The organism is Desulfosporosinus paludis (assembly GCF_045689965.1).
Taxonomy (GTDB): Bacteria; Bacillota; Desulfitobacteriia; order Desulfitobacteriales; family Desulfitobacteriaceae; genus Desulfosporosinus; species Desulfosporosinus paludis.
In genome coordinates, this window is record NZ_CP144211.1 from 4356351 (window position 1) to 4377135 (window position 20785).

General features: G+C 42.3%; 25 protein-coding genes. 22 read left to right on the forward strand and 3 right to left on the reverse strand.

The features are described from left to right. The first annotated feature begins 72 nt into the window (after positions 1–72). Entirely contained in the window at positions 73–1407 is a 1335-nt protein-coding gene (lysA, locus tag VZF35_RS21630) for a diaminopimelate decarboxylase (RefSeq protein ID WP_407308415.1), read from the forward strand. A gap of 602 nt (positions 1408–2009) precedes the next feature. Here the strand turns inward: lysA and VZF35_RS21635 are convergent. Then, a complete protein-coding gene (locus tag VZF35_RS21635) occupies positions 2010–2321 on the reverse strand; it encodes a hypothetical protein (protein ID WP_407308417.1) in 312 nt (103 codons plus the stop codon). Positions 2322–2675: 354 nt separating this feature from the next. Here VZF35_RS21635 and VZF35_RS21640 point away from each other — a divergent pair, with 354 nt between their 5' ends. The 18 genes from VZF35_RS21640 (at position 2676) to VZF35_RS21725 (ending at position 17789) form a co-directional block, all read left to right on the forward strand. After that, positions 2676–3584: an LCP family protein gene (locus tag VZF35_RS21640; protein WP_407308419.1), complete on the forward strand. Its 909-nt coding sequence runs from the start codon at positions 2676–2678 to the stop codon at positions 3582–3584. Positions 3585–3767: 183 nt separating this feature from the next. Continuing rightward, on the forward strand, positions 3768–4109 hold the full coding sequence (locus VZF35_RS21645; protein ID WP_407308421.1) for a hypothetical protein: 342 nt from the start codon (positions 3768–3770) through the stop codon (positions 4107–4109). A 204-nt stretch (positions 4110–4313) separates the two neighbouring features. Beyond that, complete coding sequence (locus VZF35_RS21650) at positions 4314–4769, forward strand: PspC domain-containing protein (RefSeq protein ID WP_407308423.1); 456 nt, start codon at positions 4314–4316, stop codon at positions 4767–4769. Next, complete coding sequence (locus VZF35_RS21655; RefSeq protein ID WP_407308425.1) at positions 4766–5116, forward strand: LiaI-LiaF-like domain-containing protein; 351 nt, start codon at positions 4766–4768, stop codon at positions 5114–5116. The genes VZF35_RS21650 and VZF35_RS21655 overlap by 4 nt, the downstream gene beginning before the upstream one ends. A 114-nt stretch (positions 5117–5230) precedes the next feature. Further along, on the forward strand, positions 5231–7780 hold the full coding sequence (locus tag VZF35_RS21660; RefSeq protein ID WP_407308427.1) for a CBS domain-containing protein: 2550 nt from the start codon (positions 5231–5233) through the stop codon (positions 7778–7780). Positions 7781–7794: 14 nt separating this feature from the next. Then, positions 7795–8460 carry a site-2 protease family protein gene (locus VZF35_RS21665; RefSeq protein WP_407308429.1) on the forward strand — a complete coding sequence of 222 codons (666 nt, stop codon included), beginning with the start codon at positions 7795–7797 and terminating at the stop codon, positions 8458–8460. 44 nt (positions 8461–8504) lie between these two features. Further along, positions 8505–9479, forward strand: a complete 975-nt coding sequence (gene trpS / locus VZF35_RS21670) for a tryptophan--tRNA ligase (RefSeq protein ID WP_407308431.1) — start codon at positions 8505–8507, stop codon at positions 9477–9479. Next, a complete protein-coding gene (locus tag VZF35_RS21675; protein ID WP_407308433.1) occupies positions 9480–10253 on the forward strand; it encodes a segregation and condensation protein A in 774 nt (257 codons plus the stop codon). Further along, positions 10253–10816 (forward strand): SMC-Scp complex subunit ScpB, encoded by a 564-nt coding sequence (gene scpB, locus VZF35_RS21680; protein ID WP_407308435.1) that lies wholly within the window; start codon positions 10253–10255, stop codon positions 10814–10816. Before VZF35_RS21675 ends, scpB begins: the two co-directional genes overlap by 1 nt. 2 nt (positions 10817–10818) lie before the next feature. Continuing rightward, positions 10819–11361 (forward strand): RNA 2',3'-cyclic phosphodiesterase, encoded by a 543-nt coding sequence (gene thpR, locus VZF35_RS21685; protein WP_407308437.1) that lies wholly within the window; start codon positions 10819–10821, stop codon positions 11359–11361. A 21-nt stretch (positions 11362–11382) separates the two neighbouring features. After that, a complete protein-coding gene (locus VZF35_RS21690) occupies positions 11383–13224 on the forward strand; it encodes an ABC-F family ATP-binding cassette domain-containing protein (protein WP_407308440.1) in 1842 nt (613 codons plus the stop codon). A 62-nt stretch (positions 13225–13286) separates the two neighbouring features. Continuing rightward, on the forward strand, positions 13287–13946 hold the full coding sequence (gene ytaF, locus VZF35_RS21695; RefSeq protein WP_407308443.1) for a sporulation membrane protein YtaF: 660 nt from the start codon (positions 13287–13289) through the stop codon (positions 13944–13946). Between the two features lie 10 nt (positions 13947–13956). Then, complete coding sequence (gene coaE, locus VZF35_RS21700; RefSeq protein WP_407308445.1) at positions 13957–14556, forward strand: dephospho-CoA kinase; 600 nt, start codon at positions 13957–13959, stop codon at positions 14554–14556. 54 nt (positions 14557–14610) lie between these two features. After that, on the forward strand, positions 14611–15192 hold the full coding sequence (locus VZF35_RS21705) for a lytic transglycosylase domain-containing protein (protein WP_407308447.1): 582 nt from the start codon (positions 14611–14613) through the stop codon (positions 15190–15192). Between the two features lie 55 nt (positions 15193–15247). Continuing rightward, complete coding sequence (locus VZF35_RS21710; RefSeq protein ID WP_407308449.1) at positions 15248–15526, forward strand: metal-sensitive transcriptional regulator; 279 nt, start codon at positions 15248–15250, stop codon at positions 15524–15526. Positions 15527–15926: 400 nt separating this feature from the next. Next, positions 15927–16412, forward strand: coding sequence for a DUF134 domain-containing protein (locus VZF35_RS21715; protein ID WP_407308451.1), 486 nt, complete (start codon positions 15927–15929; stop codon positions 16410–16412). Positions 16413–16441: 29 nt separating this feature from the next. Continuing rightward, positions 16442–16822: a NifB/NifX family molybdenum-iron cluster-binding protein gene (locus VZF35_RS21720; protein WP_407308453.1), complete on the forward strand. Its 381-nt coding sequence runs from the start codon at positions 16442–16444 to the stop codon at positions 16820–16822. A gap of 112 nt (positions 16823–16934) precedes the next feature. Then, complete coding sequence (locus VZF35_RS21725; RefSeq protein WP_407308456.1) at positions 16935–17789, forward strand: Mrp/NBP35 family ATP-binding protein; 855 nt, start codon at positions 16935–16937, stop codon at positions 17787–17789. A gap of 72 nt (positions 17790–17861) precedes the next feature. Here VZF35_RS21725 and VZF35_RS21730 read toward each other — a convergent pair whose 3' ends face one another. Beyond that, positions 17862–18332, reverse strand: coding sequence for an HAD family hydrolase (locus VZF35_RS21730; protein WP_407308459.1), 471 nt, complete (start codon positions 18330–18332; stop codon positions 17862–17864). Between the two features lie 143 nt (positions 18333–18475). On the opposite strand from VZF35_RS21730, the gene VZF35_RS21735 reads away from it, so the two are divergent. Next, on the forward strand, positions 18476–18877 hold the full coding sequence (locus VZF35_RS21735; protein ID WP_407308462.1) for an iron-sulfur cluster assembly scaffold protein: 402 nt from the start codon (positions 18476–18478) through the stop codon (positions 18875–18877). A gap of 74 nt (positions 18878–18951) precedes the next feature. Continuing rightward, positions 18952–19362 carry a MerR family transcriptional regulator gene (locus tag VZF35_RS21740; RefSeq protein ID WP_407308464.1) on the forward strand — a complete coding sequence of 137 codons (411 nt, stop codon included), beginning with the start codon at positions 18952–18954 and terminating at the stop codon, positions 19360–19362. A gap of 251 nt (positions 19363–19613) precedes the next feature. Here VZF35_RS21740 and VZF35_RS21745 read toward each other — a convergent pair whose 3' ends face one another. Beyond that, on the reverse strand, positions 19614–19829 hold the full coding sequence (locus tag VZF35_RS21745; RefSeq protein ID WP_407308465.1) for a hypothetical protein: 216 nt from the start codon (positions 19827–19829) through the stop codon (positions 19614–19616). 489 nt (positions 19830–20318) lie between these two features. On the opposite strand from VZF35_RS21745, the gene VZF35_RS21750 reads away from it, so the two are divergent. After that, the gene (locus VZF35_RS21750) at positions 20319–20597 is read left to right on the forward strand and encodes a metal-sensitive transcriptional regulator (protein ID WP_407308467.1); all 279 of its coding nucleotides are present in this window, start codon (positions 20319–20321) and stop codon (positions 20595–20597) included. Positions 20598–20785 lie beyond the last annotated feature (188 nt).

Consider the following 20785-nt stretch of genomic DNA (forward strand, 5'->3'; position numbering starts at 1 on the left):
GACCTCCTTCTGTTGCCGTTCGTATTTAAACGGTTGAAGAGTATAGCTATTAGTGATTGGGGAGGAAGAAACATGAGACTGCACGGTACTCAACAAATCAATGAACAAGGACATTTGGAAATCGGTGGGCGTGATACTACAAAATTAGCTCAACAATTTGGGACTCCTTTATATATCATGGATGAGACTCATATTCGGGAGATATGCAGACGCTATTACAAATCGTTTGTCGAAGGCCTGAAAAATGCGGAAGTTATCTATGCCTCTAAGGCTTTTTCGACCCTAGCTATGTGTCGAATCGTTGATCAAGAGGGGTTAGGTTTAGATGTCGTTTCAGGGGGAGAACTATATACAGCACTGCAGGCTGAATTTCCGGCTGAGCGTATCTATTTTCATGGCAACAATAAGTCACGAGAAGAATTGACCATGGCCCTAAAGGTTGGCGTTGGACGTATTGTTGTAGATAATTTTTACGAAATGGATCTTTTAAACGAACTTGCTCAAGACATGCAGCAATCCGTGAACATACTTCTTCGAGTAACCCCAGGTATTGAAGCCCATACCCATGAATACATTCAAACCGGTCAAATTGATTCTAAGTTTGGTTTTACGCTTTCGAATGGCACCGCAGATCGGGCCTTAGATTTAGCATTGTCCTATTCAAACCTAGCAGTCAAAGGAATCCACGCTCATATTGGGTCGCAAATTTTCGAATTGGACTCTTTTAGTCATGAAGTCCAGGTTATGATTCAATATATGGCTGATATTCTTGAACGTACAGGATACCTTTTGCAGGAATTAAACTTAGGTGGAGGATTCGGAATTTATTATGCCTCAGGTGATGCTCCAGCTCAAATTGAGGATTATGCCAGAACGGTCCATAATGCCCTTGAGACCGCCTGTGAGACACACAAATTTCCGCTTCCGAAAATTATTATTGAACCCGGCCGTTCGATTGTCGGGACTGCCGGTACTACGCTTTATACGATTGGGTCCATCAAGGAGATTCCTGGGATACGAAAATATATTGCCGTTGACGGGGGGATGGCGGATAATCCACGCCCTGCGCTCTATCAAGCTCGTTACGAAGCAGTTTTGGCCAATCGTGCCAATGAAGAAACCGCTGAAGAAGTTTCGGTTACCGGAAAATGCTGTGAATCTGGAGATATGTTGATTTGGGATATCAACTTACCAAAAGCTCACTCTGGTGACTTATTAGCAATATCTTGTACAGGTGCTTATAATTACTCCATGTCTTCAAATTACAACCGCCTTGCTAGGCCAGGTGTGGTATTGGTGGAGGGCGGTCATGCAGATGTCATTGTGAAACGTGAAAATCATTCGGATTTATTGAGGAATGATGTTCTCCCTGAGCGATTAACCTATTTGCCAATGGCTAGTCGATAAAACAATGATAAAGGACTCGTGTACGTTATGACGTTCACGGGTCCTTTTTTATCCTGATCAGAAAGTATAACTTACGTTACATACTTTCTGATCAGGATAAGTGCAAAGACAGTGTCTCGGGTGTCGGCCAAAGTTTTCTTGACTTAATACCCTTTCTGAGGTCGTACGAATGTTAGGTCAAGAGCAACTAAAAGTAGAATAGCGATTAAAATCAAGGTTAAACCATTAGGAGAACCCGGGACTGAATACGTTCTATCAGGAACGTAAACTGATGGGTAAGCTATAGATAAAGGCGGCATGCTTCCTAGTACAGTGGGCTGATAAGAATAAGATTGGTAATTAGAGGGTGAAGTAGCTGGAACAGGGAAGCGGCGTTGTTCGTACGGTGAGAAACGTGGTACGGAGGTGGTTACAGGATATGGTGAATAATTTTGTGGAATTGGATAGTGACTGTGATTTGATAATGAGTTGTTTTGATGAAAGAGCAAAGGTGCCCTCATTACGGGTGCATAAATACGGGCGTTGCCAGGATTCAAAGCAGCTCCCCCTTTCCAATAATTCACCCGTTTATCAAATGACCGATGGTTGACGATATATGATTATTATTGGGGACTTAAAGGAGTTGAATCTTGATCTTGAGTTTGATGGCTGCCTTTGTGAAAAAGTCCAACATATTCTTGATTTGGAGACCAAGCCTCATTTTCGTACAAGAATTCCGGAGGTTCTGACTGAGATCGTTGAAAGCGGAAGAATTTATTCATAAGATTAACAGATGTCCTTGGCAAATTATTATCGCCTAATTCTATTTCTTCTTCTTCGCTGGCAACGTTGTTCTCCGTTGTTTCTTGTACCACGTTATTGTCCGAAGCTTTGGCAATAAAGAGCTTAGAAAGTAGTCGTTTAAGAATATCCATAACTATACACCTCGCATGGTATTATATGTAATATTTTTAACGATGTACCTTTGAGAGAGCACAAAAATTGCTAAAAAATTACATCTGAATTCTGGAATATTTTTAAAGGAATTGTTTGATGCTAGAAAGTAGAATTTTGCTTTTTAGCGAGGTGGACTCGGTTGCAGAAAAAAAAATATGGATCATTTTTCCGGGTCTGCAAAGTATATGGCTTACTTTTTCTGTTCGGGGTTTTTCTTGGAGTTGGGTTTGTGTTAAGCCCTGTCATTTTTGGCCAATTTTCAGGGGAAGCAAGAACCCTAAAGGCTTCAGAACACGCGAAAGAAAACCCGTCCGCTCTGGTGGAAGAAAAACATGAGTCTGCCCCTGAAGGTAATCAAATGCAGCAAGATTCCGGTTCAAGTTCTCCAGCGGATCTCCCAGATCCCCCACATCTCCAGCAGTCCCCCTGCAGCTCCTTCAAGCGATTCAGCCCCTATCCCTAAAAATAAACGTGTCACGATACTCCTAGTAGGTGTTGACCGTCGTCCTAATGAAAAATCGTTAAGCAACACGGATACGTTAGTAGTCGCCAGCATTAACACAGAAAATGGGAAAATAGCTCTTATCTCTATACCGCGTGATACTCAAATCATGATTCCAGGCTACGGTAAGAGTAAAATCAATGCAGCTGCAAGAATTGGCAAAGGGCTTAATACGACCTCTGCATTGATTGAAGGATTAATAGGTCAACCAATCGACGGTTATGTTCTTACGAACTTTACGGGCTTTAAAGATATTATCGATACCTTGGGAGGAATCACGATTACGGTTGAAAAAGATATGCATTATGTGACTGGAGACAAAGTCGATGGGATTATTGATTTAAAGAAAGGGACTCAGCGTTTAAATGGTGCACAGGCCTTGCAATATGCCAGATTTCGTCAAGATGCTTTAGCGGATATAGCTAGGACAGCCCGGCAACAGGCCGTTTTAAAAGCAATAGAGAAAGAATTGCTTCAAGTAAAAACGATTCCAAAATTGCCGTGGCTAATTCCTCAATTCATGAAATCTGTTGAAACAAATCTCTCCTTAAGCCAGATATGGGCCTTATCGAATGTCTTATTTCGGATCGGAACACCGGAGATTTCTTCACAAACATTGCCGGGGGATTTTTTGACTGAGGATGGGATTAGTTATTGGAAGGTCGATTCCCAGAGGACGCAGGCAGTATCCAAAAGAGTGTTTGAAGAAGGAAAGACAACATCTGCGTTTTTTAAGTAATAACCACTTTTTGAAGTTTTAACGTCAACTTACTAAGGAGTCAAGAACTGCATAATATCTTCCTGTGAGCTTAGGTTTTCCTTCAAGAGAAATCGGCAAAAGCAGATAATTCTTGTGATTTTAGCGAAATAGAGATATACTATTTAAGTCAAATCAGAAGGCGATTTTTTTGGAGGGTGAACATTGGAAAAACTATTTGATAAATTGAAAGAATACTTACACATGGATTCTGAAATACCCTTTGAGGAGTTTACGGAGTATTATCGAAGTTTAATCGCGGAACTTAATCAAACCTTTAACGAACTAGATAAGGACATGCGAATTAAAGCTCTATATATCTGTTCAATAGTTCAGTCCAATGCAGACGCAAGAGCTAAAACGAATAAAGCCAATGCTAAAATGTATAAAAAAATTAGTGCTAAGTGTGCCTTTTGGGCGGATGCCATCAAATTTAACCTAGGAAAAGATGGTGTATCCAATGAGGAAATTGAAAAAGCTACTGAAGAAATTAACAATAGTATCTAGTTGATTTAAAAACATAATTTCAAGATATAATTTTGGCATGGGTAAAACTCCGCATTTTTATTTGCGGAGTTTCTTTTTTAGCCTTCTATATAATGTCCAAACTATAAGGCTGAAATTTTTTTGGGTTTGAAACATTTAAACCCTCCTCAGCGTATTAAAAGTGTTGAACAAAATTATACAACAACGTATTGGGAGGAAAATAATGTGACTGAGAGATTATATCGTTCTGAACATGTAAAAATGTTAGGAGGGGTTTGTGGAGGTCTGGCTGATTATTTTAGCGTTGACGTCACTTTGGTCCGACTCTTCGTTTTAGTGGCCATGTTTGCAGGAGGGGTCGGAATTGTGGCCTATCTGGCCGCTTGGATAATAATTCCGATAAATCCTGGAGAGATAGGCAGAAGTTCTGAAGCTCATAATCATGGGATAGGGAATGTCTTAAAAGATTCGGTTGCAGATATCGAGGTTGAAACAAAAGAATTTGACAGACAGGATCGGCATGAGAATCGATCAAAATTTGCCGGGGGAATCTTAGTAACGTTAGGCGTATTCTTTCTGCTGGAACGTATTCTTCCCCGATGGTTTGATATGAGTAAAATGTGGCCGTTGTTCCTGATTGTCATTGGTCTGGCTATTATCTTTCGGGGAGGGAGAAAATGAGACGAGGGTTTGATCCGATAAGCAGAGGGTTGCTTTTAATTACCTTAGGGATCGTTTTTTTGCTAATAAATTATGGGCTGTTGTCTTGGAGTTTTTGGGTGCATGTTGTTGACTTGTGGCCGTTAATTCTTATTTTGGCCGGTATCGGCTTATTATTTAATCGTCGGATACCATTCAGCGCTGTTTTACTCGTCTTTCTTTTATGTATGGTTGTTTACTCTTTAGTCCTGGGAGACCGACCAATGCCTTGGTCGATAAATACCCCTTTTCAGAGCTCCGCGACAAAGGAAAAACCCTTTAATGTCCCCTTACCCTCTGATGTAGAAAAAGCCAACAATATTCAATAATGCTCAAACGTTCTGCATGGGGAAACAGGATATTTGGCAACAAGTTGCTGTTCGTAGGCCTAAGATGATATAATTTAAAAATAACACTTAAAAATAAAGAATTTAGGGTGTAAGATGGATATTATTTTAGCGCATCGTCAAATTGATTTTGATGCCTTGGCTTCCATGGTCGCAGCACAAAAACTTTATCCGAACAGTGTTTTGGTTATTGATGGTAAGCCGAACGTTTATGTTCAGGACTTTTTAGCCTTATCAAAAGATCAGCTGAGATTTCTCAAGTCCCAGGAAGTTAAAATAGAAGAGGTTAGCAAAGTTATCCTGGTCGATACCCACGACTTAAAACGGGCAGGTTTACTTGGAGAAAAGGTTGCTCAAATTCCCGGTTTAGACATCGAAATCTATGATCATCATCCTTATTCCGGCGCCTTAAAACCAGGAATGGTCGTTGATCTTGTTGGTGCTTGTGCGACACTTCTTGTTGAAAAGTTAGCTGGCTTTGGTTTACCTTTAAGTAGCTTTGAAGCAACGTTGATTGCCATCGGTATTTATGATGATACAGGGAGTTTATTGTTTGATAGTACGACGGTACGTGATGTTCGTGCCGTTGCCTATTTGCTTGATCAAGGGGCAAATTTGGGAGTTATTGCTGAATACTTGCGCAAGCCTCTTGTAGAAGAACAAAAAGAATTATTACAACAATTGCTTGATCAAGGGCAAACAGAATTCTTTGATGGCTTACCGGTTTATCTTTCGTATGCGGAATCTGAAGAGTATGTCGGCGGACTGGCCTTGTTGGCTCACCGAGTTGGTGAACTCGAAAGTGCCGATACTTGGTTTTTGCTGGTGAAAATGGATCAAAGGGTGTATATTGTTGGCCGTTCCAGAGGAAGAGGCCTGCCTGTCAATCCCTTAGTACAAATTTTTGGCGGGGCTGGACATGCGAGAGCAGCCTCAGCGACGATCAAAGACGGTGACCTTTCACTGATCCTCAAACAGCTGCGCTCCGCCATTAGGAGCCGTGCTACGCGCCCTCACCTGGTTCGAGACATGATGAGTTATCCGGTCAAGACGGTGACTCCGGAGACTCGTTTGGCTGAGGTCGAAAAGATCTTGCTGCGGTATGGTCATACAGGAGTGCCTGTGACAGAGGATCAGGAGTTAGTGGGAATAATTTCTCGTCGCGATGTTGATAAAGCAATCAGACATGGACTTCAGCACGCACCAGTTAAAGGGTTTATGACCAGAAATGTCGTTACTGTGGAGGCAGAGGCTACACTGGATGAAGTACAACGGGTAATGGTACAGAACGATATAGGACGTCTTCCTGTGGTCCAAGAAGGTAACTTGGTTGGCATTGTTTCCAGGTCCGATGTTTTACGATTAATACACGGTGGGGCAGTACCTATCGAGACTCAATTAGTTCGAGAACGTAGTATCGCTATGCGTCAGGATATTTTAGATTTAATAGACCGACTGTCTGATGGAGAACGAAAGATCCTTGAAGCTGTACGAGATACAGCTCAGGACGAAGGGTGTTCCGTTTATTTAGTGGGAGGGTTTGTCAGAGATTTGCTCCTGTCAGTCCCTACACAAGATTTGGATTTTGTTGTGGAAGGTAATGGCGGTCAATTTGCCGAAGCTTTAATAAAGCAATTGCCAGAGGGCAAGCTGACTCAGCACGTGAAGTTCGGCACAGCCCAAATTTCTTTTCCCAATGGCAGCCATTTGGATGTTGCCAGTACCCGTGTGGAATACTACTCTTTTCCTGGTGCCCTTCCGCAAGTGGAAGAGTCATGCTTGCGCGAAGATTTATTCCGGCGTGACTTTACGATTAACTCTATGGCAATATGCTTGAATTCCGACCGTTTTGGAGAACTTGTCGATTATTATGGGGGTAAGCGAGATTTACAGCAGGGGAAAATCCGTTTTTTACATAACCTGAGTTTTATTGAAGACCCCACTCGAATGTTGAGGGCCATTCGTTTTGCCGGCCGATATCGGTTTAAACTAGCCAAAGAGACTTTGGAAGCTTTGTATACTGCAATTGACACAGGAGTCCTCTTAAAATTAAGTATTGAACGCTTTACAGAAGAATTGTTACTCATCTACAAAGAAGAAAACTATCTGATAATGGGACAAAAGCTCATTCGAAGTGGTTTGTTTAGGGCCTGGTTTGGAGAAGATTATACTTGGAACTTTAATTTAACCGATTTTAAAGAAAGTGCAAATTGGCAGTTAACGATCAAGTGGCTGAATTCTATCTCGAAAATGAAATCCTCAGACATTGAGAAACTAATGAATCGCTTAAGTTTAAATAGAACCTTGCGGGACGAAACTCGACTTTTTCTCGATCTGAGGGAAGCTTTGTTGAAAACGGTTACCTTAAACGAATTGGACCAATTGTTAATCAAAACTTCCCAAGCTGTTATTTGGGTTTTAGCTCGAGATGAGCGTTTTAATCAACGTATCAAGGATTGCCTGGAAGCAGAGCAAAGAATTCACATGACTCTCGACGGAAACGCTCTCTTGCAGATGGGACTTAAACAAGGACCGGAAATTGGGAAAATCCTTGAACAAGTGCGGGCGGCTTGGCTTGAAGGACGGATTAACACATCAGAAGAAGAGGAAAAAATTGCTCGCCAGTGGATAGATTCCATGCGCTAGGAGGAGGCACTTATTTGTTTGGATTTGATTTAACAACCGTCATTGCGAATATTCCTGCGTTAATGATAGGTTTTGCTTTCCATGAGTATGCCCATGCCTGGGTCGCAGATCGGTTAGGGGACCCAACACCTCAAAGTCAAGGGCGGTTAACCTTAAATCCTCTTGTCCATCTCGATCTTTTTGGCACTCTCATGGCCCTCTTGTACCAATTTGGGTGGGCTAAGCCGGTTATGATCAACCCCCACTATTTTAAAGGAAACAAACAGCGGGGGAGAATGCTCGTTGCTTTGGCAGGACCGGCTATGAACTTGGTGATGGCGTTTATAGCCTTGTTTTTATGGTATTTCACGATGCATTGGATTCACGGTACAGAATGGAGCTACGTCATTCAGATGGTATTTAGATCCATCGTCTTGATGAATTTAGGCTTAGGGATTTTTAATCTTCTACCGATACCTCCTTTAGATGGTTTTGCCGTTCTCATGGGGATTTTACCAGGCCGTTTAGCACATCGGCTTTTGATACTGGAACAATATGGTATGATTATTCTCGTGATACTTCTCTTTACGGATATTCTTAATAACGTTTTGTTTCCTGCAATGAATGGAATTGCGTTTGCTTATCAGACGATCCTCACCATGCTCTTAACTCCGTTATTTGGCCAATTGTGGTTGAGTTAAGCATTGGTCGCTTGGAAAGACACAAATTAAAGGAGTGTATTGTAGTGAAAGGAAGAATATTAAGTGGAATGCGTCCCACAGGGGCGTTGCATATTGGGCATCTGAGTGTTATCCAAAACTGGGTGGCCCTGCAGGAAGACTATGAATGTTATTTTTCTGTCGTAGACCTGCATGCCTTGACCTCAGGCTATGAAGATCATCTGGATTTTTCGCGTCTCCGGCGAGATATCGCCTTAGATTGGCTGAGTGTGGGAATCAATCCCGAGAAAAGTGCTGTTTTTGTTCAATCTCAGGTTAAGGAACATGCAGAACTACATCTCCTTTTTTCTATGTTTACGCCCTTATCTTGGCTGGAACGTGTTCCTACGTATAAAGATCAAATTCAACAATTAAGCTTACAAGGAAAAGACTTGGGAACGTATGGATTCTTAGGCTATCCTCTTTTAATGGCAGCCGATATTTTGGTATATAAAGCAAGTGTCGTTCCAGTGGGGGAAGACCAGCTTCCTCATGTTGAACTTTGCCGGGAAGTTGCCCGTCGGTTTAATCATCTTTACGGCTCGGTATTCCCCGAGCCTAAAGACCTCGTGGGCAAAGTACCACTTTTGCCAGGGGTGGATGGGCGTAAGATGAGTAAAAGCTACCATAATGCTATTTCGCTAACAGCATCCACTGAAGAGATTAAGACCCGTGTCCAACAAATGATCACTGATCCGGCACGGCTCCGTAAAGATGACCCAGGTCATCCGGAAGTCTGCATTGTCGATAAATTCCATCAAATCTACACGTCCAATGTTGCCGAAGTGGAAGAAAGCTGCCGCTCAGGAAAAGTCGGTTGTGTCGCTTGTAAACGTTACCTTGCAGAGAATTTGGAGAAATTATTAAGCCCGTTCAGGGAGCGGCGTGTCTATTGGGAGGAACCGGGCCGGGTCGAGAAGGTTCTGGAAGAAGGTGCACAACGTGCCCGCGAGGCGGCCTCGGTGACTATGAAAGAAGTCCGTTGTGCCATGGGACTGTAAATGGAAAGCGGGAATAACAGTCCGCAGATCGAATTGCCCGCCTATCATGGTCCTTTGGACTTGCTTTTAGCCTTAATTCAGCAAGAAAAAGTAGATATTTATGACATTCCCATTGCCCGAATTGCCGATCAGTTTGTTGGAGTCGTCCGACAAATGGAGTCTTTGGACATGGAGGTTACGACAGAGTTCCTGGTGTTGGCTGCTCAGTTGCTCCTTATGAAGTCAAGAGATCTCCTGCCTAAGCCTGCAAAGAATGGACAAGGTCAAGCAGAAGAGGATGACCTGCGTCAAGAACTGGCCGAACGTCTTTTGGAGTATAAGACTTACAAGCAGGCAGCTCAAATGTTGGAAAAGTTAGAAATAGCCTCCGGACGTTCCTTCGATAGGGAGATTGATGTTGAGGGCTTGTTAGGTGACGTACAGCCAGGAGATCCGCTTCAAGGAATAGCCTTCGAAGATCTTTGGTTAGCCTTCTGTAAAGTTATTGAACGAGTGGAAAAAGGGGAGGAAATTCAGCAGGTTGAGCCTGACGAAATTGCCATTAATGTCATGCTTGCCGATGTCATGCGTCGAGTACTTCTCCACCCGAAGGGGCTGCGTTTTGCTCAGCTTATACGAAGTGGATCGCGGATGGAGACGGTCGTTTCTTTTTTAGCGTTATTGGAACTCTTGAAATCTGGTAAGGTTCGTGCTGAACAATCTGCTTTGCTCAGTGAAATTATGATATTCCCAACAAAAAAGGCCTGGGAATTCATCGAAGAGGAGTCGATATAATGCTGTTTCGAGAGCCGGAAATGGCGGCCTTAGAGGCTCTATTATTTGTTGCTAAGAATCCTCTGACCTTAGAATTGCTCGAAGAGGTTCTTGAATTAGACCGTCAAACGATTGAGGAACTGCTGAACGATCTTCGAAGCCGTTACTCAGTGGAGTCCTGCGGTTTAATGTTGTTAGAAATCGAAGGAGGATTTAAATTAGCAACGAAACCCGAAGTAGCACGCTATATAGAAACGTTATATAAGCAGCCGGCTCAGACCCTCTCCAATGCAGCGCTCGAAGTGCTTTCGATTATTGCCTATAAACAACCTGTGACGCGGGGAGAAGTGGATTTCATTCGCGGCGTTCAGTCTGACCGAGCTTTGACAACCTTAGTAGAGAAAGGACTTGTCAAGGATGTTGGGCGTAAGGAAGGTCCTGGACGTCCTATTCTTTATGGAACGACAGAACAGTTCCTCCTGCATTTTGGGCTGAGTTCAATTGAGGATTTGCCTAATCTTGAGGTTTTCAGCCTAAGTGAAAGTGAGGCCGCAACTACCGGCGAAAAGGAATTAGGAGAATGACGATGAGATTATTTATTGGGATCGATTTGCCTGATGAGATCAAGCAATCTGTGCTTAAGCTGCAATCTGAATTAAGGCAACTTGGAGTCGAAGGTTCTTGGAAATCCAAAGATAATTTTCATATTACCTTAGAATTTTTAGGTGAACTAGATTCCAAGACGATACCGATGATTACTGAAAGCTTGTCTTCAGCCAGTAAGAATCATAAATCTTTTATGCTAACTCTTGGAGGGTTAGGGGCCTTTCCATCCTTTAAACGGCCTCACACCTTGTGGACTGCAATTGGTGGATGTTTAAGTGAACTAAATCAGTTACGAGATGAGATACACACGCTACTTACCCAAAAGGGATTTAGCCTGGAGAACAGGCAATTCAGACCGCATATTACCCTAGCTTCTCGTCCTGATCTTAACGAAATCGAATTAGCAGACTTTCAGATGAGGAAATTAGGTGAATTCAGGGTTGAAGGGGTTAATCTTTTCCAAAGTTCAGTGATTCAAGGAAAGAGAACTTACACAAGTTTGAGTCATAAAAGGCTACAGTAAATAAAGGGGCCATTTCAAAAAATGAGTGTTTTATTTTGCCGGGATTGTGGCGTTGATATTTCAGGTGATCCGCTGTTTAGGCGAGTGAGTTTTGCATTGGAAAATGGGGAAAAAGCTGCCCTGGTTGGTCCGAATGGCGCGGGAAAAACAACGTTGATCAGAGCATGTTTAGGGGACATTCGCCTCGAAAGCGGCGAGGTTCAACTTCTCGGTTCCTACGGTTACTTGCCTCAAACTCCGATTGTCGAGGATGAGGGGACCGTATTTCAATGTATGCTTCAGGAACGTGCCGATTTGTTGGAAATGCAGAGACAACTCCGTGAGTTAGAGAAGAAGATGGCACTTACGTCAAGTGATAAGGTTATGGAACAATATGCTGCTTTGACAGAGGTCTTTGAAGGTCAAGGCGGCTATGCCTTAGAGGCCCTGGTCCGCAGGATTTTGGCAGGATTGGGACTTGAGGCGGAAATTAATTCTCTTGTTACGAACTTAAGTGGTGGTCAGAAAACTCGCTTGGCTTTGTGCAAGCTCTTGTTGCGCTCACCGGAACTTTTAATCTTAGATGAACCGACGAACCACTTAGATGTCTCGGCGCTGGAATGGTTGGAGGGGTACCTGCGGGAATATCCTGGAGCACTTCTTCTCGTTTCGCATGACCGTTATTTCTTAGATCGTACTGTGTCCCGAGTTTTTTGCCTGGAAAATGGGTCTCTTAAAGGGTATAGCGGAAACTATTCCGAATATGAACTCCAACGAGTTTTAGAAAGCAAAACCATTAGTCGAGAAGCTGAACGGTTAGAGAAAAAAATAGCGAAACTTGAGGAATATGTCCGACGAAACAAGGCAGGTGTCAATTCGAAGCAAGCCCGTGGACGTGAAAGTCAGCTTAATAAGCTAAAACCTATACAAGTAACCAAGTCAGACCACAAGCTGTCAATATCCTTGGGACATGGAGGCCGCAGCGGGGATCGCGTTTTGCTTATGGAGGATCTTTCGATTACCTTCGGAACCCGAACTTTATTTCAGAATGTGCAATTAGATTTACGACGCGGAGATCGCGTTGCTTTGTTAGGGAAAAATGGGGTTGGCAAGACCTCAATTTTGAAGGGAATTCTCCATCAGGTTCCCTATAACGGGACTATACGCCTGGGTGCTAATGTTAAAGTTGCTTATTATTCTCAAGAACATGAGAATCTGGGAAACTCGGGGACAGTTATGGACGAGATTCGAGATGCCTCGAATTTGAAAGACCCGGAAATCAGAAATCTACTTGCCCGCTATGGTTTTAGGAAAGATGATGTCTTCAAGCTCATTACTGTACTAAGCGGAGGGGAAAAGAGCCGATTGGCCTTATGCAAGTTATTCCTTGAGCAAGGAAACTTATTGCTGCTTGATGAGCCTACAAACCATTTGGACACTGAAACACGCAGCATGTTGGAAGAAGCACTCCAGGAATATGAAGGAAGTGTCCTTGTTGTTTCCCATGACCGTTACTTTTTGGATAAAGTCGTTCATAAAATCGCCGAACTGACCATTCAAGGTCTGACAATTTTTGAGGGCGATTATACAAGTTACCGGGATTTAAAACAACAGGAAGAATCCTCCAATGCACCGCTCGAGCGAAGTGCCAAGCCCAGTTATCAAGGCCAGCAAGAGACACGCAATCAAGCACGTGAGAAAAAGCGAATGAAGCAATTGGAACAAGAAATTGAAGATCTTGAAGAAACCCTTAAAGGGCTGGACCATGAACTGGCCGCCGCAGGAACAAATTATGAACTAGCCATGAAACTCCATGAGGAGTATGAAGCGGTTAAGAAACATAGGGATATCGTGTTGGAGGAATGGATCGCCGGGAATGATTGATTTCACCAATTAACGCTTTCACCCATATATTATCCTGAAGTCGAAGGTGGAGGGATACATATATGGGAGTTGCTTTGCTTATGGCTGTGGCTTTAAGTTTGGATGGTTTTGGCGTAGGATTGGCTTACAGACTGCGCCGCATCCGTATACCGGTGAGTTCTCTGATTGTCATTGCTATGTGTACGGTTTTCGCCATGGGGGTATCTATGCTTTTCGGAAGCCTAGTGAGACTTTGGCTTACGTTTATTCCGGCAAAGTTATTGGGAGCTTTAATATTGTTAGCTCTGGGAATCTTTCAATTAGTCAGGGCACTTTTGAATGGAAAGCAAGATAGCTTACCGGATGCGGTTCCAGCGATAGCTCTTGTTCAGCAAAAGCCTGCTCTGGAGCCCGAGTTTCGCTTTCAATTGGAATTCCTCGGGTTTGTAATACAGGTTTTAAAGACGCCTCAAATTGCGGATGTTGATGGATCAGGCGGGATTAGTCTTAAGGAGAGCCTTCTATTAGGAAGCGCCTTGGCAATGGATGCTTTTGCCAGTGGGATTGGGGCAGCTATGGCCGGTATGACCTTATCTGTTATTGGCATAGTCGCTTTGACACAGATCATTATGTTATGTTTAGGACAACAGATGGCTGGTAAAATCCCTGAGAATTGGACTAGTAAGGCAGAATATTTGCCAGGAACTGTGTTAATATTAGTGGGGCTGGGCAAATTGATTTGAGGTGAGGTTCTTGTTAACAATTGGCCTGACAGGAGGAATTGGGAGCGGGAAGTCGACAGTCTCCCGGTGGTTCGAAAATCTTGGGGTTCCAGTGATTGACGCGGACAAAATAGTACACCATTTGTTTCAGTCGGACTCTTTGCTAATTTCCGAGCTGATCAATGCTTTCGGCCCAGACATTGTGCAAGAAAATGGAGAGATTGATCGTTCCCAGCTTGGCAAACGAGTTTTCGCCAAAGAAGAAGCCAGGAAAAGACTCGAAAGTATTGTCCATCCGCAGGTGATCGAAGGCATGAAGCATGCTCGGGATGAACTGCGAAGCTCTGGGGCTAAAGTTTGCGTATGGGATGTACCACTACTTTTTGAAACAGGATTTGAGAAGTATGTTGATCAGGCTTGGGTTGTATGGGTACCTCGAGATATTCAGATTCAACGTGTTCTTCTGCGGGACAACTTGGATTTACATGAGGTAGAAGCCCGAATCGCGGCCCAAGGGCTGTTGGAGGAAAAGTGTCAGCGAGCGGATGTGGTCATTGACAATTCCGGGAATATCTCGGAGACGATACGCCAACTTAATGAAGCCTGGGAAAAATTAATAAAACATATTTAAGAGATAACTAGGATATATTTTTGGTATCAGTTCTAACTGAGACGAGGAGATGTGATGATTAAAAAGAAGAGAACACTTGTGACAGTAGGCAAAAAGCTTCTAATAGTTTTAGCAATCGCAGTCTTGATAGGTTATTGCCTGCTAACCATACCAGCTTTAGAGAAAGTCCTATATCCTTATCCCAACCAGAAGATCGTGGAAAAGTATGCTGCTCAATATGGGGTAGATCCATTATTTGTAGTGGCTATTATTAGGGAAGAAAGTAAGTTTTTCCCTCAATCTCAGTCACATAAAGGAGCAATAGGTTTAATGCAGCTCATGCCAACCACGGCACAATCTATTGCAGAGAGCCTAGGAGATAAGAAATACACTAATGAAGATTTACTAAACCCTGAAAAAAATATTCAGTATGGGACCTGGTATCTCTCCAGCTTAGAAAAAGTCTTCTCAAATAATCTGATTCTAGTGATAGCTGCTTATAATGGAGGAAGAGGACATGTTCAAGAATGGATTGCAACCGGGCAAATTGATCCTAACAATATCCGTCAAGAGGACATCCCGTTTAAAGAGACAAGGGATTACGTGAGCCGTGTCTTGAAAAGTTATCAAAAATATATTAGACTTTACCGTACATAAGTTGTGTTGCCTTAAGTTCCATGCGTTTGAGCAAAACAGAATGGAGAGAACCATTGTGAAAGATGTGGATCAAGCTGAAACTAATAATATCATAACTCGACTTAAAACGGTTCGCGGCCATATTGCAGGGGTCGAACGTATGATCGCGGAAGAAAAACCTTGTGAGGATATACTGTTACAGCTTGTGGCTGTACGTTCGGCAGTACAGAAAGTATCCGTGATCGTTGCTCAACATTATGCCAACTCCTGCGTAGTCGAGGCTCTCGACAAAGGGGAAAACCGCCAAGAGGTCTTGAACAAAGCTATAGAAACTCTCATGAAACTGAATCAGTAGAAACTATATCCAACACATTTCAAGGGGATTTCACGCCATATTAACTCGATACGCATTGCCTGTTTAGTGAATGTTATGAGATAGGAACAGCATACTCTGATGGTGTTGATGTTCCCTAAATTATTTCAAATCGCTAATGATTCGCCTGACAGAATATCCTAGTTCTCTGACAAAGAGGGCTAGGATTATGTCTTTGTTCGGACATAGACATTTGAGAGAATCTGCATGACTTTGGCGTGAGTTAGCTTCGGCTGGAGGTATAATGTTCTCGGCGAATAGCGTTGCCACTGATTGGAGCGAGCCCAGGTCTCACTCGTTCGCTTTAATAGCTAAAAACTTGATTATTCTAACGATTTTGGTTATACTTGAATTGAGCATATGCCCAAAAGGAGCTGATGCAATGCCAAGGCGACGTTGTTGTGGCCGAATTGATGAGACAATAGTCTGCCAAACGTTTATTCCTCAGGGATACTCACGTTGGCCTGAAGTAGTGGTTCAGCTTGAAGAACTAGAGGCTATCCGCCTAAAAGACAAACTAGGGCTCGATCAAGCTGAGTGTGCAGCGTCCATGGGAACTTCCAGGGCTACATTTCAGCGAATCCTTGGAGCAGCTAGGGAGAAAATTGCCATTGCCTTAGTAGAAGGCAGGCCGATTATTATTCAAGGAGGTAATTATACAATAAAAAATAGGGTCTTTGAGTGCCTTAATTGCCAACATGTTTGGGAAGAGGAACCCTGTTCCGCTGGCGGGAGACACGGTTATGAAATAGCTTGTCCCCGATGTGGTGACCTCAAGAAAAGGCGCTTGGATAATGGGATCAGACGCCCTTGTGGTAGTCACCCGCGTAAAGAAAATCAGAGTGACTGTTGTGAAGAAGGATCTTAAACGAAATGTTTTATAAAGGAGGGTTTTTTATGTCTAAAAAAATTGCTATTCCAACAAACGGTGAAGTCTTAGATGCTCATTTTGGAAGGGCAGCAGGATTTACCGTATTTGAAATTGAGGGTACGTCAGCCCGTTTTGTCGAAGAGCTTAGCACGATAGGTCTTCAGCACCAGCACGAAGGACTTGCTAATATGTTTAAAAATAAAGGTGTAGAGGTTCTTGTTTGTGGTGGAATTGGTGGCGGAATGATCAATGGCCTTAATGCAGTAGGGTTAAAAGTAGTTTCTGGAGCTTCAGGCAGAGTGGCTGATGTAGCTCAAGCGTATGCTGAAGGCAAGATTATAAGCTCTGGATCGGTGTGCCAACATGACCATGGACATGACCATAGTCATGGGCATGAGTGCCATTGAGTTAAGATCTCTAAAAGTGGGCAAACTTGACAAAGCAAGAATTAGCGGAGTAAGATGAATTGATTATTACCCTTTGGTGGGTAGACTGTTATTTAGAAAGGGAGGCAGTACCGTGAGTGAGGCGTGTAATAGCTGTTCCGCAGCAGGTTCCTGTACTCAGGATAGTTGTTCTAGTGAGCCGAAATTAACAGATGCTCAAAAAGCCAGCCATATTGACAAGGTTATTGCTATTATGAGCGGCAAAGGAGGAGTCGGTAAATCCTCTGTTACTGGCATGATAGCCGTGAGTTTGATGCGTCAGGGATTCAAAGTCGGCATTTTAGATGCTGATATAACCGGGCCTAGTATTCCTAAGATTTTTGGAGTTTCAGGAAAAGCAGGTGTCAGTAAGACTGGAATTCTTGCTCCCCAAAGCCGTGGCGGAATTAAAGTTATGTCTTTAAATCTTATGATTGAAACTGAAGATGATCCGGTTATTTTAAGAGGACCACTTATTACGCAAATTGTTAATCAGTTTTATACTGAAGTAATTTGGGGTGATCTTGATTATCTCTTAATCGACTTACCGCCTGGTACAGGAGATGTTCCTATTACGGTATTCCAATCGTTGCCGATCGATGGGGTTGTTATGGTAACAAGCCCGCAATCATTAGCCAATATGGTTGTTCGTAAAGCCATTAAAATGGTGCGCAACTATAAACCTCCAATTTATGGCTTAGTTGAAAACATGGCTTATGTCCAATGTTCAGATTGTAATCACAGAATCGAAGTCTTTGGCAAACCTCAAGGACGGGAAGAGGCGGAGCGGACGTCTATTCCGTTTTTGGGAGAACTTCCCCTCGATCCGGCATTAGCTACATTATCGGATGCGGGACATATTGAAGATTATCAGTCACCGATTTTCGATGAAATAGCTAAACGTCTAGCTGAAGAAGTCAGGAAACATAGCGGTGAGAAGTTAGCTTAATTAAACATAACCAAGACCAAGAGCGTCTCTTAAGGGCAGCTCTTGGTCTTTCTTAATACTATCCTATAAATGTCAGCGTCTTAGGGTTGCTTTAAGGCGCTGAGGTTTTATGAGCAAACCAAAAGCATCGTCGATAGTATTGACAATCAAATCCGCTGACAGCAACGTTTGCATACTGGCTCCCTCGTGCCCGATCACACCTATGCCTAAAAATGCCCGCTCAAGCATTAATTGATCGTTAGAACCGTTTCCTATCGCGGCCACATGATGTAAGTTGAATTTTGAGAGATAGTCAGCCTTTTCTTGGGTATGGTCCATGCTTTCCAAGACTTTTACCTGTACGGACAAGCCTTGACACTGACTCTCAACAGTGCCGAAGGTATCAGAAGTAATAATATGAATCTCCAGAAATGGAGATAATCGGACGAGACTTTCTTTGACCGATTCTAATAGTTTGCCGTCCAAGGCTATCGTCCCGTTAAAATCTAAAATTAATGCTTCCAGGACCATGGTGTCCCTGCCGGAAATCTCAATCACCAGCATAGAGTTTCCCTCCTTCTGCCCAATTCTCAAGAATAACCTTGAAAAAACTAATAAACAATTATACCTAATACATCAATAATTTTATTGAAATTAGTTATATAATACCATATAATGTGTTCATTAGTTTAAGTGGTGGTGAAAAGATGTATTCGCAAAAGGTTATTGAGCTAAATAAAAATCCGGAAAACCTTGGCCAAATGCGCGATCCGGATGGTGAAGGAACTGTCGAAGATCCACAAAGCGGAGATACTTATACTATATATCTAAAAGTGGAATTTGGAATCATAACTAAGATTAATTTTTGGATTAGTAGTGCCTCAGTGGAGATGGCCGGTTGCAGTATGGCAACTATTTTAGCAAAGGGCAAGCATCTGGCCGATGCCTTAAAAATAACTGAGCAAGATGTTATAGATGCTTTGGAATGGGTGTCTGCGTCAAATCAACAGAGCGTAAATATGATTTTAAGTTCATTGGGAAGAGCAATCGATAATTATCTGATGAGGCGGGGAATTTATCACATTCAGTTTCAGAAATCGGAAACTTGAAATTCCTAAACAATTTTAATTCCAAATTATCTTTCCACAAACCATATTTAAACATTATTTGGAAGTGATAAATAATGATTGATGAGGATCAAGGATTGTATACGATCGGTACAGTAGCCGAACTGATTGAAGAACATCCGGAGACCTTAAGAGTTTGGGAACGAAATGACCTGATACACCCTGACAGAAAAGGATACCAGCGAAGATATTCTAATAATGATGTTAAGAGACTCCAGTTTATAAAATATTTAATCGATAAAAAAGGCCTAAACATTGCCGGAGTCAAGCACCTAATCTCCATGTACTCTTGCTGGTACAATCGCAACTGTAAAGGCGGGGCCTATCAAAACAGTCCTATATCGGTAAATGAAGCGAAAGCTTGTTGGAAGACTAAAGGTACCTATTGTCTCGTGGCCAGCGATAAGGCCGAAATGTGCAATTCTTGTGCTCTTTTAAGGAGTTGTACGGAAGGCAAGGAGTTGTAAAGATAGGAGTTATGCTGTATAGAAAAATATCGCGCCATCAAGTCCAAAAACTTCGAAATGATGGCAAGTGTCTATAATATCTGATAATCATGAAAAGAAAGTTCCTTTAACTTTCAAGAGTAAAGATTAAAATCTGCAGAATCATCGCTGATTTTAATCTTACTTGTTTTTAGGAATACCAAAAAGAGGATTCTTTGAATAGCTCTGAAATTTTGTTATTAGAGATCATACAAATTCAGGGAACTTTTATTCTATTTTCGTTTCATCAATTCAGCTTTTAGTTCTGCGATGGATTGGGTTAATGCAGCAGTCTTAGATTCGTATTTTTTGACTACGTGACCAGGGAGATGTAACCCAGTCTGCTTTAAGACATAGCTTCTCTCCTCTTCCAACTCTTCGAGTTCCTCGCCTAATGTCTGTATTCTTCTTGTTAAGTCTTCCACGCGTAACGTTTTTAGATCGTCCATAAGTATCGCCCCTCACTTAAAGCTATTTTGCTAACCTAAATTATAACACGAGAATAATGTGGTATCGCTGTTCTCCAGTTAAATTCAAAAAAGGTAAAAAAGGTTTTATGAGGAGAACTGAACAAGTTATAGGAGGCTAATTATCTAAGTGAAGCAACGTGTTGACCTATTTCTTGTTTAGTTGTATTCTGAAAGAAAGACAGCCCATATACCTGCCTGGGGTATATATCAAGCTTTCTCAATATTTTTGATCGTTTATTCAGTTAAAGAGCCTTAAGTTACGCTTTAAGTTACTTTTTATATTCTCTTAAACAATCGCCTTTTCCTTAAGTTCCCTAAGTTATTAAATCAATACACCCAATTGGTACTGAGGATGGTAGTAAGATGATTGATAAAGTCGACTGATTTGTGCACTGAGGAGCAAGCTTAGATTATACTTCCACTGTGGGGATATTGTTTCATCAAGGAAAAGGAAGGGAGAGAAGCTTTGTGAAAAATGTAGATCCTGAAGAAACGAAAATGATCCTTACTCGACTCAAAACGGTGCAAGGACATATTTCAGGAGTAGAACGAATGTTGACTGAAGAAAAGAAATGTGAGGAAATATTTTTACAACTAGTGGCTATCCGTTCTGCCATTCATAAAATATCGGTTATCGTTGCTCAAAGGTATGCCCACACCTGTATGACAGATGCTATTGAAGAAGGAGAGGACCTTCAAGCCGTAATGAACAGAGCAATTGAAGCACTCCTGAAACTGAATCAATAAGACGAATATGGACCGTCATTCTTTTAATATTAAAGGGATGGCGGTTTTTTATTTTTCTGATAACCATGTTAATGAGAAGGTAATTTTCTTTTAAACATATTGACCTAGTCATAGCTTAATGGTATTCTAGTTTCAAATGACCCCGTATCCAGGGGGGGTGGGGACCAACGTTCGATTAGCAATAAATG

Excerpts from the sequence above, each read along its gene's own strand:
- lysA (WP_407308415.1), top strand. The coding sequence starts at position 73 with ATGAGACTGCACGGTACTCAACAAATCAATGAACAAGGACATTTGGAA.
- VZF35_RS21635 (WP_407308417.1), bottom strand. The coding sequence starts at position 2,321 with ATGGATATTCTTAAACGACTACTTTCTAAGCTCTTTATTGCCAAAGCT.
- VZF35_RS21640 (WP_407308419.1), top strand. The coding sequence starts at position 2,676 with ATGAGTCTGCCCCTGAAGGTAATCAAATGCAGCAAGATTCCGGTTCAA.
- VZF35_RS21655 (WP_407308425.1), top strand. The coding sequence starts at position 4,766 with ATGAGACGAGGGTTTGATCCGATAAGCAGAGGGTTGCTTTTAATTACC.
- VZF35_RS21660 (WP_407308427.1), top strand. The coding sequence starts at position 5,231 with ATGGATATTATTTTAGCGCATCGTCAAATTGATTTTGATGCCTTGGCT.
- VZF35_RS21675 (WP_407308433.1), top strand. The coding sequence starts at position 9,480 with ATGGAAAGCGGGAATAACAGTCCGCAGATCGAATTGCCCGCCTATCAT.
- scpB (WP_407308435.1), top strand. The coding sequence starts at position 10,253 with ATGCTGTTTCGAGAGCCGGAAATGGCGGCCTTAGAGGCTCTATTATTT.
- thpR (WP_407308437.1), top strand. The coding sequence starts at position 10,819 with ATGAGATTATTTATTGGGATCGATTTGCCTGATGAGATCAAGCAATCT.
- VZF35_RS21690 (WP_407308440.1), top strand. The coding sequence starts at position 11,383 with ATGAGTGTTTTATTTTGCCGGGATTGTGGCGTTGATATTTCAGGTGAT.
- ytaF (WP_407308443.1), top strand. The coding sequence starts at position 13,287 with ATGGGAGTTGCTTTGCTTATGGCTGTGGCTTTAAGTTTGGATGGTTTT.
- VZF35_RS21705 (WP_407308447.1), top strand. The coding sequence starts at position 14,611 with ATGATTAAAAAGAAGAGAACACTTGTGACAGTAGGCAAAAAGCTTCTA.
- VZF35_RS21715 (WP_407308451.1), top strand. The coding sequence starts at position 15,927 with ATGCCAAGGCGACGTTGTTGTGGCCGAATTGATGAGACAATAGTCTGC.
- VZF35_RS21720 (WP_407308453.1), top strand. The coding sequence starts at position 16,442 with ATGTCTAAAAAAATTGCTATTCCAACAAACGGTGAAGTCTTAGATGCT.
- VZF35_RS21730 (WP_407308459.1), bottom strand. The coding sequence starts at position 18,332 with ATGCTGGTGATTGAGATTTCCGGCAGGGACACCATGGTCCTGGAAGCA.
- VZF35_RS21735 (WP_407308462.1), top strand. The coding sequence starts at position 18,476 with ATGTATTCGCAAAAGGTTATTGAGCTAAATAAAAATCCGGAAAACCTT.
- VZF35_RS21740 (WP_407308464.1), top strand. The coding sequence starts at position 18,952 with ATGATTGATGAGGATCAAGGATTGTATACGATCGGTACAGTAGCCGAA.
- VZF35_RS21745 (WP_407308465.1), bottom strand. The coding sequence starts at position 19,829 with ATGGACGATCTAAAAACGTTACGCGTGGAAGACTTAACAAGAAGAATA.